This is a genomic window from Bacillus sp. DX3.1 (assembly GCF_030292155.1).
In the GTDB taxonomy this organism is placed as follows: domain Bacteria; phylum Bacillota; class Bacilli; order Bacillales; family Bacillaceae_G; genus Bacillus_A.
In genome coordinates this window covers 12501-27500 of record NZ_CP128153.1, presented here as the reverse complement: position 1 = coordinate 27500, position 15000 = coordinate 12501, and the positions used below count along the sequence as shown (strand labels likewise).

Annotated in this window: 14 protein-coding genes, 1 tRNA gene, 2 rRNA genes, 1 other RNA gene and 1 other annotated feature (2 of these 19 running past the window's edge); of the genes, 4 read left to right on the top strand and 14 right to left on the bottom strand. The window is 39.4% G+C overall.

What is annotated here, in order from left to right:
- The 5 genes from recR to tadA all read right to left on the bottom strand — a co-directional run.
- Positions 1–180 carry the start of a recombination protein RecR gene (recR, locus tag QRE67_RS00135; RefSeq protein ID WP_286123029.1) on the bottom strand. It extends 417 nt beyond the left edge of the window, so only the first 180 of its 597 coding nucleotides appear in the window; its start codon is at positions 178–180; its stop codon lies beyond the left edge, outside the window.
- An 18-nt stretch (positions 181–198) separates the two neighbouring features.
- Positions 199–525, bottom strand: coding sequence for a YbaB/EbfC family nucleoid-associated protein (locus QRE67_RS00130; protein ID WP_286125161.1), 327 nt, complete (start codon positions 523–525; stop codon positions 199–201).
- A gap of 24 nt (positions 526–549) precedes the next feature.
- Positions 550–2238 carry a DNA polymerase III subunit gamma/tau gene (gene dnaX / locus QRE67_RS00125; protein WP_286123028.1) on the bottom strand — a complete coding sequence of 563 codons (1689 nt, stop codon included), beginning with the start codon at positions 2236–2238 and terminating at the stop codon, positions 550–552.
- 134 nt (positions 2239–2372) lie between these two features.
- Positions 2373–2637: signal recognition particle sRNA large type (gene ffs / locus QRE67_RS00120), an RNA gene on the bottom strand.
- Positions 2638–2715: 78 nt separating this feature from the next.
- Positions 2716–3213: a tRNA adenosine(34) deaminase TadA gene (tadA, locus tag QRE67_RS00115; RefSeq protein ID WP_286123027.1), complete on the bottom strand. Its 498-nt coding sequence runs from the start codon at positions 3211–3213 to the stop codon at positions 2716–2718.
- A gap of 142 nt (positions 3214–3355) precedes the next feature.
- Here tadA and QRE67_RS00110 point away from each other — a divergent pair, with 142 nt between their 5' ends.
- The 3 genes from QRE67_RS00110 to QRE67_RS00100 all read left to right on the top strand — a co-directional run bounded on the left by QRE67_RS00110 (position 3356) and on the right by QRE67_RS00100 (position 5323).
- Positions 3356–3895 (top strand): cysteine hydrolase family protein, encoded by a 540-nt coding sequence (locus QRE67_RS00110; RefSeq protein WP_286123026.1) that lies wholly within the window; start codon positions 3356–3358, stop codon positions 3893–3895.
- 121 nt (positions 3896–4016) lie between these two features.
- Positions 4017–4652, top strand: a complete 636-nt coding sequence (locus tag QRE67_RS00105) for a deoxynucleoside kinase (RefSeq protein WP_286123025.1) — start codon at positions 4017–4019, stop codon at positions 4650–4652.
- Positions 4653–4654: 2 nt separating this feature from the next.
- Positions 4655–5323 (top strand): deoxynucleoside kinase, encoded by a 669-nt coding sequence (locus QRE67_RS00100; RefSeq protein ID WP_286123024.1) that lies wholly within the window; start codon positions 4655–4657, stop codon positions 5321–5323.
- A gap of 35 nt (positions 5324–5358) precedes the next feature.
- Here QRE67_RS00100 and QRE67_RS00095 read toward each other — a convergent pair whose 3' ends face one another.
- The 7 genes from QRE67_RS00095 to guaB form a co-directional block, all read right to left on the bottom strand.
- Complete coding sequence (locus QRE67_RS00095; RefSeq protein WP_286123023.1) at positions 5359–5742, bottom strand: sigma factor-like helix-turn-helix DNA-binding protein; 384 nt, start codon at positions 5740–5742, stop codon at positions 5359–5361.
- Positions 5743–5908: 166 nt separating this feature from the next.
- Positions 5909–6001, bottom strand: a tRNA-Ser gene (locus QRE67_RS00090).
- 134 nt (positions 6002–6135) lie between these two features.
- Positions 6136–7410: a serine--tRNA ligase gene (gene serS / locus QRE67_RS00085; RefSeq protein WP_286123022.1), complete on the bottom strand. Its 1275-nt coding sequence runs from the start codon at positions 7408–7410 to the stop codon at positions 6136–6138.
- A gap of 51 nt (positions 7411–7461) precedes the next feature.
- Positions 7462–7684, bottom strand: a binding site (T-box leader).
- 54 nt (positions 7685–7738) lie between these two features.
- Positions 7739–8329, bottom strand: a complete 591-nt coding sequence (pdxT, locus tag QRE67_RS00080; RefSeq protein ID WP_286123021.1) for a pyridoxal 5'-phosphate synthase glutaminase subunit PdxT — start codon at positions 8327–8329, stop codon at positions 7739–7741.
- A 17-nt stretch (positions 8330–8346) separates the two neighbouring features.
- The gene (gene pdxS / locus QRE67_RS00075; RefSeq protein ID WP_286123020.1) at positions 8347–9234 is read right to left on the bottom strand and encodes a pyridoxal 5'-phosphate synthase lyase subunit PdxS; all 888 of its coding nucleotides are present in this window, start codon (positions 9232–9234) and stop codon (positions 8347–8349) included.
- A gap of 160 nt (positions 9235–9394) precedes the next feature.
- The gene (locus QRE67_RS00070) at positions 9395–10714 is read right to left on the bottom strand and encodes a serine hydrolase (protein WP_286123019.1); all 1320 of its coding nucleotides are present in this window, start codon (positions 10712–10714) and stop codon (positions 9395–9397) included.
- A 104-nt stretch (positions 10715–10818) separates the two neighbouring features.
- Positions 10819–12282, bottom strand: coding sequence for an IMP dehydrogenase (guaB, locus tag QRE67_RS00065; protein WP_286123018.1), 1464 nt, complete (start codon positions 12280–12282; stop codon positions 10819–10821).
- A 115-nt stretch (positions 12283–12397) separates the two neighbouring features.
- Between guaB and QRE67_RS00060 the strand changes: the two genes are divergently transcribed.
- Positions 12398–13393, top strand: coding sequence for a YaaC family protein (locus tag QRE67_RS00060; protein WP_286123017.1), 996 nt, complete (start codon positions 12398–12400; stop codon positions 13391–13393).
- Between the two features lie 41 nt (positions 13394–13434).
- Here the strand turns inward: QRE67_RS00060 and rrf are convergent.
- Both rrf and QRE67_RS00050 read right to left on the bottom strand, forming a co-directional pair.
- A 5S ribosomal RNA gene (rrf, locus tag QRE67_RS00055) occupies positions 13435–13550 on the bottom strand.
- 47 nt (positions 13551–13597) lie between these two features.
- Positions 13598–15000: ribosomal RNA gene (locus QRE67_RS00050) — 23S ribosomal RNA — on the bottom strand; it runs 1519 nt beyond the window's last position.

The window sequence follows — 15000 nt, the reverse complement described above, 5'->3', positions numbered from 1 at the left end:
ACAAACAGAACAATATGTTAAATTTCGTTTTGCATTTACAAGTGATTTCGCAAAATCTAATACGTCATCTTCTTTCATATCTAATACGAAAAAGGCCAATCGAACAGCCGTTTTCGGACCAATACCTGGTAGCTTCATAAAGCTATCGATAAGCTTTGCAATCGGTTCTGGATAATGCATGTATAAGTATCCTCCTACTTAGAACATTCCACCTGGTAAGTTTAATCCTTTTGTAAATTGTCCCATTGTAGAGTTTGACAGTTCTTCCGCCTTCTTAAGTGCATCATTTGTAGCAGCTAATACAAGGTCTTGTAACATTTCGATATCTTCTGGATCTACAACTTCTTCTTTAATTTTCACTTCAACGATTTGCTTGTGGCCATTTACGATAACTGTAACCATTCCACCACCAGCTGTACCTTCAATTGTTTTTTCTCCAAGTTCCTCTTGTGCTTTTGCCATTTGCTTTTGCATCTTTTGCATTTGTTTCATCATGTTATTCATATTTCCCATTCCGCCACGCATCATAATAATTCCTCCTAAGTATGTTTATTCTTTTATTTCAATGAGTTGTTTCCCTACTAATTTTACAGCCTCTTCTACGAGAGGATCTACTTTTTTTTCTGCAGCATCTTCTGAAGATCCACCATCATGTTGTAAAAAATCTTCGCGTATTTTACCCCATTCGCTTTTTGGAATTGCAATCATGTGCAACCTTTTACTAAGCAATTCAAAAAGAATTTGTTCTACGGTATCTGTCGCGTCCCGATTTTCACTTGCCATTTTACAATGTATCTCATATTGGAATGCCAAAACATAGGAATCTTCAGAAGCTGCAACCGGCTCACTATTTTCTAACAAAACTGCAAACGCCACTTTATTATGAGCTTTGAGTCTTCCTAACAACTCACCCCATACACCTTTTAAACGCTCTAATTCCTGGCGTTTCGCTTGTTTTAATACTTCATGCACACGCCCCACAGGAATTTTCATACTTCCTGTACGTACCGGTTTTGGCGCCGTGCGTGTCTCTCTTACTTCTTGTTGCACACCAGCTGGCACTCCATTTTTCTTTACATGTTCTAATTCTTTTTCCAACTGTTGCATTCTGTTCATAATCGCTTGCAAACGGTCTGCTCCATTTGCATTCAACATGAATTGTTGACAAAGCTGTACCATGACAACTTCTAGGAAAATACGAGGATGATTTGTCCACTTCATTTCCTGTTGACCTTTACTCAGTGTATGAATAATTTCATAGATGATTTCCGGTTGCATTGCCTCACTTAACATACGGAACTGATCATCTACGATTACTCGCTCTAACATATGTTCTAATTGCGGTGAGGTTTGATATAGAAGCATATCACGATAATAATAAATGAAATCTTCCATAAAACGCATTGGATCTTTCCCTTTACTCATCATCTCATCAATGATGCGCAACGCTCTTGATACATCATTTTCACGTATACATTCTACAAGATTCCCTAAATATTGTTGAGAAACAGAACCCGTTACCGCCAAAACATCCTCAACTGTAACTGTTTCATCACTATAAGAAATTGCTTGATCAATGAGGCTTAAAGCATCACGCATACCACCTTCAGCAGCACGAGCAACAATTTGTAGCGCTTCCTCTTCCACCTTTGTACCTTCATTTGTAACAACAGTTGCTAATCGCTCTACGATGTCATGTACTGATATTTTCCGAAACTCAAAGCGCTGACAACGTGAAATGATAGTAGGTGGGATTTTATGTGGTTCTGTTGTTGCTAAAATAAAGATAACATGTTGCGGTGGTTCTTCTAACGTTTTTAAAAGCGCATTAAAAGCACCCATGGAGAGCATGTGGACTTCATCAATAATATATACTTTATATCCGACTGCACTTGGGGCATATTTCACTTTATCTCTTATATCTCGAATTTCATCTACACCGTTATTTGAAGCCGCATCAATTTCTAATACATCTGAAATAGATCCTTTCGTAATGCCTAAACAAGCAGGACATTCGTTACAAGGCTCTGCTGTCGGTGCATGCTCACAGTTAATCGCTTTTGCAAACACTTTTGCAATTGTCGTTTTCCCTGTTCCCCTTGGACCAGAAAACAAGTAGGCATGCGACGCTTTCTCTTGAAGAAGGGCATTTTGCAACGTTTTTGTTACGTGCTTTTGACCGACTACATCTTCAAATTTTTGCGGTCTCCATGTTCGGTATAACGCTTGGTATGACACGAAAACACGGCCTCCCTCAAAGGTTATTATCTCGTTTATTATAACCCATTCTGTTTATAGATTCCAAAAGTTATTTTCTATACAAAAAACCCACCTACATCATATGAGGTGAGTTTTGTATACATATATAACTGCCGTGCACCTTCTGTCGATTACGTACCATAAGCGTTACTTAAGCAGTTAGCTCGGTTCAGGCACTCCTGCGGCACACGAGAAAACCCGCTTATTGCTGCTTCCTTCCGGACCTGACAAGGTTCACGGGGTCCCGTTGCGCAGGACCCGAACGTCAACGCCACTTACTTAAGGCAGGCCTTACAGTAACATAACCTCGAGAAGGGTTTCGGCCTCGCTAGAGCGGATTGCGAGTATAGGGCACCGCTACCTCCCCGCTTAGCACGGCAAAGTTAAAACCAATATTAGGTTGCCTTTATCAAGACATTATCAGTATAACTTGTTTCATTATAAATTGCAAACATGTTAACGGTCGGTATTTTTATCCAGTTTTTCCTTCTTCTCTTTTCTCTTTTTACGAAGTTCTCTAAAAAAGTTTGTTAACAACAAACCACATTCTTCTTCCATTACACCTGGTACAACTTCGCATTGATGGTTAAAACGTTCATCTGTTAAAAGATTCATTAATGTACCTGCGCAGCCACCCTTTGGATCACTGGCACCATATACCACCCGCTTTACACGAGATAGTACAATTCCACCCGCACACATCGGACACGGTTCTAAAGTCACGTATAGCGTCGCATTTTCTAAGCGCCATGTTCCTAATTTTTTGCAAGCTTCATCTATTGCCAATAACTCAGCATGTGCAACAGATCGCTGCTGTGTTTCCCTTAAGTTATGAGCAAAGCTAATTACTTCCCCATCTAATACAACGACAGCTCCAATCGGGACTTCTTGTATTGCTTCGGCTTTTTTTGCTTCTTCTATTGCAAGCTTCATAAAATAAATATCTTGTTCCATGACAAAATCCTCTCATTTACAAATAAAGTGTAGTGGCTCTTCGCCCTCATTAATGGTTAGTACGACCATCCGACTTTTGTAGGCAGCAGGATAACTTTCACACATTCAACCCAATCTAAAGAGAAAGGAAGGGAGATTACATATGAAAAATACCGCACTGTTAATTATTGATATGATTAATGACTTTCAATTCTCACATGGACCGATTCTCGCACAGAAATGCCAAACGATTATCGAACCCATACTGAAAATGAAACAAACAATGAAAACGTTAGATTGTCCTGTTATTTACATCAATGATCACTATTATCTATGGCGAGCTGATATTGATCAGCTCATTACCCATTGCACAAATGATTATAGCAAAAATATTATACAAGCTATTGCTCCAGAAACAGATGACTATGTTTTTATTAAACCACATTATTCTGCTTTTTATGAAACCCCTCTAAACTCTTTATTAGGGCATTTAAAAATTGAAAAACTCATCATAACAGGAATAGCTGGAAATATATGCATTTTATTCACAGCGAATGACGCTCATATGAGGAACTATACATTATATGTACCCCAGGATTGCACTGTCTCTAATTCCGATCAAGATAACCAACATGCTTTAAAAATAATGGAAGCTACACTAAAAGCAAATATTATGCCTTCCTTTCAATTAAAACTTGAATAGCATGCGTCGATTTTCTAACTTTTTATGACAAATTAGTCCGCTCACTTCCCTCTTATGCTACAATAATTCTGTTTTGTGCTTTTTATTTACGGCAAATTATGAATCGAAAGGAGGAAACAGCGTGACCAGAGTACCATTTATCACGGTTGAAGGACCAATCGGTGTCGGAAAAACTTCGTTAGCGAAGGCGATTTCGACTCACATGCAACTCCACCTATTAAAAGAGATTGTTGATGAAAATCCTTTCTTAGGGAAATTTTATGAAGATATTGAAGAATGGAGTTTTCAAACAGAAATGTTCTTCCTTTGCAATCGCTACAAGCAATTAGAAGACATTAATATAAAGTATTTGAAACAAAGCAAGCCCGTGGTAGCAGATTATCACATATTTAAAAATTTAATTTTCGCATCTCGTACATTGAAGGACACACAATACGACAAGTACATGCAGGTTTATCGTATTCTTACGCAAGATATGCCTGTACCAAATGTAATTGTATATATAACAGCGAGTTTAGAAACATTACAAAAACGAATCGCGATGCGCGGACGAGAATTTGAAAAAAATATGGATCCAAATTACTTACTACAACTTATTGAAGATTATGAAGCAGCAATGGATACTTTCAAAAAGGATCATCCTGATATCCCAGTGTTAAAATTCAATGGAGATAATATGGATTTCGTGAAGAACAATGATGATTTGCATATCATCTTATCTGCCCTTCAAAATACACTCTTAAAGGAGACGAAATAGCAATGAATTTAAGGCAAAAATACGATATACCAAATGATGCAGTGATTACCATTGCTGGTACAGTTGGTGTTGGTAAATCAACAATGACAACCACACTTGCCAACGCCCTAGGTTACCGTACATCATTTGAAAAAGTAGATTCAAACCCTTATTTAGATAAGTTTTATGCTGATTTCACACGTTGGAGTTTCCATCTTCAAGTTTACTTTTTAGCAGAACGCTTTAAAGAACAAAAAAGAATTTTTGAATACGGTGGTGGCTTTATTCAAGACCGCTCTATTTATGAGGATACTGGTATTTTCGCCAAAATGCATTACGAAAAAGGAACGATGACAGAAACAGATTACGAAACCTATAAAGGTCTATTCGATGCAATGGTCATGACACCTTACTTCCCACACCCAGACTTACTTATTTATTTAGAAGGTTCTTTTGACGATATTGTAGATCGTATTCAAGAGCGCGGTCGTCCAATGGAACAACAAACACCGATTGAATATTGGAAAGAAATGCACGGACGTTACGAAAATTGGATTAATAACTTTAACTCATGCCCCGTACTACGATTGAATATTAATGAGTACGATATTTTAAAAAATGAAAATTCTATCGAACCAATTGTAAAGAAAATAGGTAACTTCCTACAACAAACACGTAAACTTGTAAAATAAAAAACCCGTGCGGATGCACGGGTTTTTCTATTAACTTATTTTTTCTTTTTTGTTGGAGCAATAATTTCGCTCTCTGGTTTGCCTGCATGAATACGCTGACGAACAGTACTTGTACTAATATCATATGCTTCAGCAATTTCTTTAACAGTCATTTCTTTCCCATTAATTACTGCTGTTAGTACTTTGCCTGTACGTTTTGGAGCTGTTTCTTTCTTCTCAGCTTTTTTCGGCGCCTCTACTTTTTTCATTTCCTGTTTCACGTTGCAAGTACAACCGCAAAGCTTACGAAATGTCTCGTCACTTATAGTGCGAGATACGTTTGCAGCACTGTTTAAAATTCTATTTTTCTTACAAACTGGGCATTGTACATAGTATAAAGTTTTTCCGTCAAGCGGAAATGTTTGTATAATAATATCCATGGTGACCCCTTTCATATCTATGAAGATAATCATCGGAATATGAGTGTTTCATAAGGCATCAACAGCCTTACATCATACTTTCTGATTGGTTTTAAAATAAAAACTCGTTACGTGTTGGTAACGAGTTCTCCAATCTCCACTTATATGCGCTGTTGTCAATTATATCTGGAGGAGGAAGAGGGATTCGAACCCCCGCACGGCTCTCACCGCCTGTCGGTTTTCAAGACCGATCCCTTCAGCCAGACTTGGGTATTCCTCCATATTGACATCAAATATAATATCAAAAGAAAAACAGTTAGTCAACCCTACTATAATAAATTGTAGGAAAAGGAAAGAACATCCTTTTCCCATAGTTATTTTACTGACAACACTCATACCGATGAAAATTTCAATTTATTTAATAACTGTTTTCCCTCCCATATAAGGGCGAAGAACTTCTGGAATTATAATTGTACCATCTTCTTGTTGGTAGTTTTCTAAAATTGCTGCAACTGTACGTCCAATTGCAAGTCCAGATCCATTTAATGTATGAACATGTTCCGGTTTTGCATTTGTATCGCGGCGGAAACGAATGTTTGCACGTCTTGCTTGGAATGCCTCAAAGTTACTACAAGAAGAGATTTCACGATATGTACCGTAGCTCGGAATCCATACTTCGATATCGTATTTCTTCGCTGCTGTAAATCCTAAATCTCCTGTGCACATGCTCATAACGCGATACGGTAGACCTAATAATTGTAACACGCGTTCTGCATCATTTGTTAACTTTTCTAATTCTTCATAAGAATCTTCTGGTTTCACAAACTTCACAAGTTCTACTTTATTGAATTGATGTTGACGAATTAAACCACGTGTATCACGACCAGCAGATCCTGCTTCAGAACGGAAACATGAGCTAAATGCTGCATAGCGAATTGGTAACTGCTCTCTGTTTAAAATTTCATCACGGTGCATATTTGTTACAGGTACTTCGGCTGTAGGAATTAAGAAGTAATCTTCGCTTTCAATACGAAACGCATCTTCTTCAAACTTTGGAAGTTGTCCTGTTCCTGTCATGCTTGCACGGTTTACCATATAAGGAGGTAAAACTTCTTCATAACCGTGCTCGTCTGTGTGAAGGTCAAGCATAAAGCTAATTAAAGCACGCTCTAATCTTGCGCCTGCACCTTTATAAAATACAAAACGACTTCCTGTTACTTTAGCTGCACGTTCAAAGTCTAAAATCTCCAGGTCAGTAGCAAGGTCCCAATGGGGTTTTGGTTCAAAACCAAATTCTTTTACTTCTCCCCAAGTGCGCGCCTGTACATTATCATCCTCTGTTTCCCCAATTGGCGCAGATTCATGAGGAATATTTGGGATAGAAAGCATTAATCGTTCTAAATCTTCTTCCACTACGCGAAGCTCATTATCAAGATCCTTTACTTTCTCTCCTACTTCTCGCATCTCTACAATTAGCGCGTCTGCGTCTTTCTTTTCGCGTTTTAATACAGAAATTTGTTGAGACACTTCATTACGCTTACTTTTTAACTCTTCTGTTTGCACAAGAAGCTCTCTTCTTTTTGTATCTAGTTCTTCAAAGCGACCAAAATCAGTTAAATCTTCGCCTCTATGCTGTAATTTTGCTTTTACTTCTTCAAAGTTTGTACGTAAAAATTTAATATCAAGCATTATGTATTCCTCCTTTTTATTTATAAAAACAAAAAACTCCCGTCCCTGTAAAAAAGGGACGGAAGTTAAACCGCGTTGCCACCCTAGTTGAAAGCAATATTGCCTTCCTCTCAAGTAGAAATAACGACTCTTCACCGGAAATGTTTACTAGTCTCAAATGACATTCCACATTTCATTCTAGGATGGATTCACAAATTGCTTCTATCGGTTTTCACCAACCACCGACTCTCTACAAGAAACAAAATTTGTTACTACTTCCTATCAACACGTTTATCTTATAAAATTGTTACCATCAATTTACTATAATCTTTCACAAGTTGCAAGTTACTTATACAACTTTTTTCATTTTCGCTTCTTTCACCATCTGTACAAAATATGCTGTAACGCGATGATCATCCGTTAGCTCTGGATGGAACGAAGCAGCTAAAAATGGACCTTGCTTTACTGCTACCATTCGATCATCATGTGTAGAAAGAACCTCAACATTGTCTGCTACGTTCACCACATATGGCGCACGAATAAATACACCAACAAAGTCTTCCCCTACGCCTTTTATCGAAAGAGCAACTTCAAAGCTATCCTTTTGGCGACCAAATGCATTGCGCTCAACCGTAATATCCATGGCACCAATATGAGATTCCTCATAGCCTACAAGATTTTTTGCAAGTAAAATCATACCTGCACACGTACCAAACATCGGTTTACCCGATTTGGCAAACTTGCGAAGCGGTTCCATAAACCCATATTTATCAATTAGGCGGCGCATTGTTGTGCTTTCACCACCCGGTAAAATAAGTCCATCAATTTCTTCAAGTTGTTCCACACGTTTCACGATAACAGCTTCTGCACCACTTGCTTCAACTGCCTTCACATGTTCACGTACAGCTCCTTGAAGACCTAATACACCAACTATAACCATGTTAAAATCTCCTTTAATTACCAACCGCGCTCTTGCATGCGTTGTTCTGGTAATAATGTTGAAATTTCGACACCTTTCATTGCAGTGCCTAATCCTTTAGAAAGGCTTGCAATTAATTCATAGTCTTCGTAATGTGTTGTCGCTTCAACAATCGCACGTGCAAATTTTTCTGGGTTTTCTGATTTGAAAATACCAGATCCTACGAATACACCATCTGCACCAAGTTGCATCATTAATGCAGCATCTGCTGGCGTTGCAACACCACCTGCTGCAAAGTTTACAACTGGTAAACGACCAAGACGTTTAATTTCAAGTAATACTTCATAAGGAGCCCCAGTGTTTTTTGCATATGTCATTAATTCATCTTCACGTAGATTCGCAACTTGACGAATTTCTGCGTTTACTTGACGCATATGACGTACAGCCTCTACAATGTTTCCTGTTCCAGGCTCACCTTTTGTACGAAGCATGGATGCACCTTCTGCAATACGACGTGCCGCTTCCCCAATATCACGACATCCACATACGAACGGAACAGTGTAGTCACGTTTATTTAAATGATACACTTCATCAGCTGGAGTTAATACTTCGCTCTCATCAATGTAGTCTACCCCTAATGATTCTAGTACACGAGCTTCTACAAGATGCCCAATACGGCATTTTGCCATAACTGGAATCGATACGGCACCCATTACATCTTCTACAATTGTTGGATCCGCCATGCGTGCAACGCCACCTGCCGCACGAATATCTGCAGGAACACGTTCTAATGCCATAACAGCAACCGCACCTGCTTCTTCCGCAATTTTAGCTTGTTCAGCGTTAACTACGTCCATGATGACGCCGCCTTTTTGCATTTCTGCCATTCCGCGTTTTACACGCTCTGTTCCTGTTACATTTGTCATGTACAAAAACCCCCCTAGGTGAATTGCTTTTCCCCATTAACGGCGAAAATTAAGAATACTCTTACATTCTACCACTAACTATTAGAGGCTTGTCTACTATTTTTTGATAAAGTCAGTATGAAAAATAGTAAATAAAAAAAGCTCCTACAATGAGGAGCTTTTAAAACCAACCTTTTACTGTGTCAACAGCACTGTTCCAAATGCCGCCAAAGAAAGAACCGATTCCACGCATAGAAAGAGTGAACCAGTTAGCTTTTTCTACTTCTGCTTTTGTTACAAGATCTACTTGTAAGGACTTACCTGTTAAGAAGCCAGCATCATTACCATCTTTAGCTGATACAACCATTTGACCAATTGTTGTACCCTTTTTAATTGGTGCTTCTTGTCTTTCTTTCATTGCTTTAAATTCTGTTTTATAAACATCTTTACTTCCTTTTGGCATTGGAAGTACGATAGCTTGTTTCGTTTGCAATGCTACATCCGTATCTTTCGCTTTCTTTACTTGTACAGTTTCATGTCCCTTTACGGCTGAACCCTTTGGATATACCTTTTTCGCTTCAAAGTTTGTAAAACCGTAATCAAATAGTTTCTTCGTTTCTGCAAAGCGTGCTGTATGAGAATTTGTTTTAATAACAACAGAAATTAAACGCATACCATTTCTCTCCGCTGTGCCTGTAAAGCAATCCCCAGCTTCTGGAGTAGATCCTGTTTTGAGACCATCTACGCCTTCATACTCCATGATTAATCCTTTTAACATCCAGTTCCAGTTAGCCATCTCAATCGGATATTTTCCACCTTCTTGGAATGTCTTTTTCGGAATTCCAGCCGTTTCTAATACATTTGGGAAATCTTGAATCAGACGTTGTGCCAAGATTGCACAATCTCTAGCAGACATTTTATTTTCTTCATCCGGTGTTGTTCCTTCTGGATGTTTACCTTTTAAATCTTTGTTTGATAATCCCGTAGAGTTTACAAACTTATAATTTTTCAATCCAAGCTCTTTTGCTTTATCATTCATCATTTTTACAAAATCTGCTTCCGATCCTGCAACAGCTTCAGCTAAAGCAATTGTTGCACCATTTGCAGAATAAATGCCCATGGCTTCATATAGCTCTTTCACTGTATAAGATCCGCCATTTTCTAGAGGAACGTTGGATAATGAGCGATCCTGTGAAACCGTGTGCGCATAGTCAGAAACCTTTACCTTTTGATTCCACTTCAGTTTTCCTTTGTCTACTGCTTCATGAACTAAGTACTCACTCATCATTTTTGTCATACTAGCAATCGCTAGTAATTCATCTGCATTTTTTTGATATAAAATTTTCCCAGAATTTGCTTCCACTAAAATTGCTGCACCTGCTTCAATATTTAAAGCAGAGCTTGTTTCTGCCGATGCACTGCTATATGTAACAAACATGCTGCAAAATAGCGTAAGCACTGTTACCATTGCGATGAATCGCTTGCAAAACATACCTTTCACTGTTGTTACCCCCAATATCTTTGTATTCACATAACCGTTATTTTAACATAATCAAAAAAAAATAGACAGAGATACTAGGTCTCTGTCCATTTACATATAAGACATTATAAAGAGTAATTTGGAGATTCTTTTGTAATTTGTACATCATGTGGATGACTTTCGCGTAAGCCAGCACCTGACATGCGAATAAATTGTGCACTCTCACGTAAGAACTCTAAATCTTGTGCTCCACAATATCCCATACCTGCACGTAAGCCACCAACTAATTGGTGAACTGTATCAGCTAAAGGACCTTTAAATGGTACTCGTCCCTCAATTCCTTCTGGAACAAGTTTTTTGTTGCCTTCTTGGAAGTAACGATCTTTACTTCCTTTTTCCATTGCTCCAACAGAACCCATGCCGCGGTATACTTTAAATTGACGTCCTTGGTAAATTTCAGTTTCTCCTGGGCTTTCTGCTACACCAGCAAAGATACTTCCAAGCATAACAACGTGTGCACCTGCTGCTAACGCTTTTACCATATCTCCAGAGTATTTAATGCCGCCATCAGCAATCACTGGAATACCATGCTTACGAGCTTCTGTTGCACAATCATATACTGCCGTTAATTGTGGTACACCAACACCTGCCACAACGCGTGTTGTACAAATAGAGCCAGGTCCAATACCAACTTTAATAATATTTGCACCTGCTTCGATTAATGCGCGTGTCGCTTCAGCTGTAGCAACATTACCTGCGATAATATTCAATGATGGATATTTCGCACGAACTTCTTTTACTTTTTCAATAACACCATGAGAATGTCCATGAGCTGTATCAAGAACAATTACGTCAACATTCGCTTTCACTAATGCATCGATACGAAGCATTGCGTCTGCTGTTACACCAACTGCTGCTCCAACAAGTAAACGACCTTGCGTATCTTTTGCAGAGTTTGGAAATTCAATTACTTTTTCAATATCTTTAATTGTGATAAGCCCTTGTAATACACCGTGATTATCAACAAGAGGGAGTTTTTCAATTTTATATTTCTGGAGAATCTTTTCAGCATCTTCTAGTGTTGTGCCAACAGGAGCTGTAATTAATTGCTCTTTTGTCATCACATCGGAAATTTTAATAGAGTAGTCTTGAATGAAACGCATATCACGGTTTGTAATAATACCAACTAGTTTTTGCTCATCTAAATTATTTACAATTGGTACACCTGAAATACGATATTTTCCCATAAGATGTTCTGCATCATATACTTGATGTTCTGGAGTTAAAAAGAAAGGATCTGTAATAACGCCGCTCTCAGAGCGCTTTACTTTATCAACCTGCTCGGCTTGTTGCTCAATAGACATATTCTTATGAACAATCCCTAAGCCGCCTTGACGTGCCATAGCAATCGCCATATCAGCTTCTGTTACTGTATCCATACCTGCACTAATTAAAGGAATGTTTAACTGTAAGCTTTCAGATAGAACAGTTTTTACACTTACTTCTCTTGGCAATATATCTGACTTCGCTGGTACAAGTAATACATCATCGAATGTCAAACCTTCTTTAACAAATTTAGATTCCCACATAAATTTTCCCCCTATGATACCAGAAATTATTATTAGTAGCTTATCAATTGGTTAAAATACTGTCAAGAAAGTACATATATGTTTGAATTTTTAGATAATAAAAGGAGTGTATTACATGCACCATACATCTCATACTTGGCAGCAATTAAGTTTCTTTTTTTCATCCCAACATGTACAACGTTATCTTGTCCACTGCTATGAAAAATTACCTATTGAAAATGCTGAAAAGAAGAGCTTCGAAAATTGCTATCCCTTTATTTATTATTTGGAACATGGGAAAAGTTATTATGAATTATGTAAAACTGCCCCATTCTCCATTCAACCTATGTTGCAGTTTTATGGCATGAGCCAGCTCTTAAAGGCTTGCTTATTAACCGTCGATCCGAATTATCCAGAATCAACGACAGTCTTAGCACACGGCGTAACAACACGTAAACGAAAGAAACAAGGATATCAATTTTTAGAAGATGAAGTAAAAATACAAAAAAATGGGTTATTTACTCATGTGGCGGAACGAATGTTTCACATGAAACATTTGGAAACTGAAAAATTTACAATGCTAGAACTAACGAAAAAAATTGCTGAATTAAAAAACCTGTTTCAGTACAGTCAAAAAAAACAAATGCTATACAAAGTCGATAAAGTAAGTGAACATCATATTTCATTTCCCCCTGCTATACTAGATCGTTTGCATATGACGAAAGAACGTTTTATTCGTCATATAGAAACAACATGTAAGCATCTTTTTATTCACTACACGCCAAATGAATTAAATAAATCTTCCTTAGTGTTTTCGACACCTATTGAAACATGGAATCCATTATATAGCACACCTTTTTCTTATGATTGTCATACACATACCTACTATTTACCGACAACTCATGATGTCCGTAATCATAAAGCACTTTTACCGGAACTACTTACACATTATTTACTACTCTACAATTTGAGTATGATTTCTCGCTATGAAACAGATTGGTGGTACGACTTATTGGGAAGCTATGCTTCTGAAGATTATCCGTTTATTTATCAATTTTTAGCTGTCTCTGCTCAAAAAATCCCTTATTATATTTCGTTGTTTTTACTTACTCAACAATCCGCCATTTCTTAGGAAATACAAAAAAGACGAGTCATTATGACTCGTCTTTGATTGCTTGGCGACGTCCTACTCTCACAGGGACAAGGTCCCAACTACCATCGGCGCTAGAGAGCTTAACTTCCGTGTTCGGTATGGGAACGGGTGTGACCTCTCTGCCATCATCACCAAACTATGAAGGATATTCCTTCAAAACTAGATAACATTGCTTCATATTATATGGTTAAGTCCTCGATCTATTAGTATTCGTCAGCTCCACATGTCACCATGCTTCCACCTCGAACCTATCAACCTGATCATCTTTCAGGGATCTTACTAGCTTACGCTATGGGAAATCTCATCTTGAGGGGGGCTTCATGCTTAGATGCTTTCAGCACTTATCCCTTCCGCACATAGCTACCCAGCTATGCCCTTGGCAGAACAACTGGTACACCAGCGGTGCGTCCATCCCGGTCCTCTCGTACTAAGGACAGCTCCTCTCAAATTTCCTGCGCCCACGACGGATAGGGACCGAACTGTCTCACGACGTTCTGAACCCAGCTCGCGTACCGCTTTAATGGGCGAACAGCCCAACCCTTGGGACCGACTACAGCCCCAGGATGCGATGAGCCGACATCGAGGTGCCAAACCTCCCCGTCGATGTGGACTCTTGGGGGAGATAAGCCTGTTATCCCCGGGGTAGCTTTTATCCGTTGAGCGATGGCCCTTCCATGCGGAACCACCGGATCACTAAGCCCGACTTTCGTCCCTGCTCGACTTGTAGGTCTCGCAGTCAAGCTCCCTTATGCCTTTGCACTCTACGAATGATTTCCAACCATTCTGAGGGAACCTTTGGGCGCCTCCGTTACACTTTAGGAGGCGACCGCCCCAGTCAAACTGCCCACCTGACACTGTCTCCCGGGTCGATGAGACCCGTAGGTTAGAATTTCAATACAGTCAGGGCGGTATCCCACCAGCGCCTCCACCGAAGCTAGCGCTCCGGTTTCAATGGCTCCCGCCTATCCTGTACAAACTGTACCAAAATTCAATATCAGGCTACAGTAAAGCTCCACGGGGTCTTTCCGTCCTGTCGCGGGTAACCTGCATCTTCACAGGTACTATAATTTCACCGAGTCTCTGGTTGAGACAGTGCCCAAATCGTTACACCTTTCGTGCGGGTCGGAACTTACCCGACAAGGAATTTCGCTACCTTAGGACCGTTATAGTTACGGCCGCCGTTTACTGGGGCTTCAGTTCAGAGCTTCGCTTGCGCTAACCCCTCTCCTTAACCTTCCAGCACCGGGCAGGTGTCAGCCCCTATACTTCGCCTTACGGCTTCGCAGAGACCTGTGTTTTTGCTAAACAGTCGCTTGGGCCTATTCACTGCGGCTTTCCGTTAAGAAAGCACCCCTTCTCCCGAAGTTACGGGGTCATTTTGCCGAGTTCCTTAACCAGAGTTCTCTCGCACACCTTAGGATTCTCTCCTCGCCTACCTGTGTCGGTTTGCGGTACAGGCACCTTTTATCTCGCTAGAAGCTTTTCTTGGCAGCGGGGAATCAAAGACTTCGCTCCATAAGGAGCTTCCCCATCACAGCTCAGCCTTCACGATAAGCGGATTTGCCTACTTATCAGCCTAACTGCTT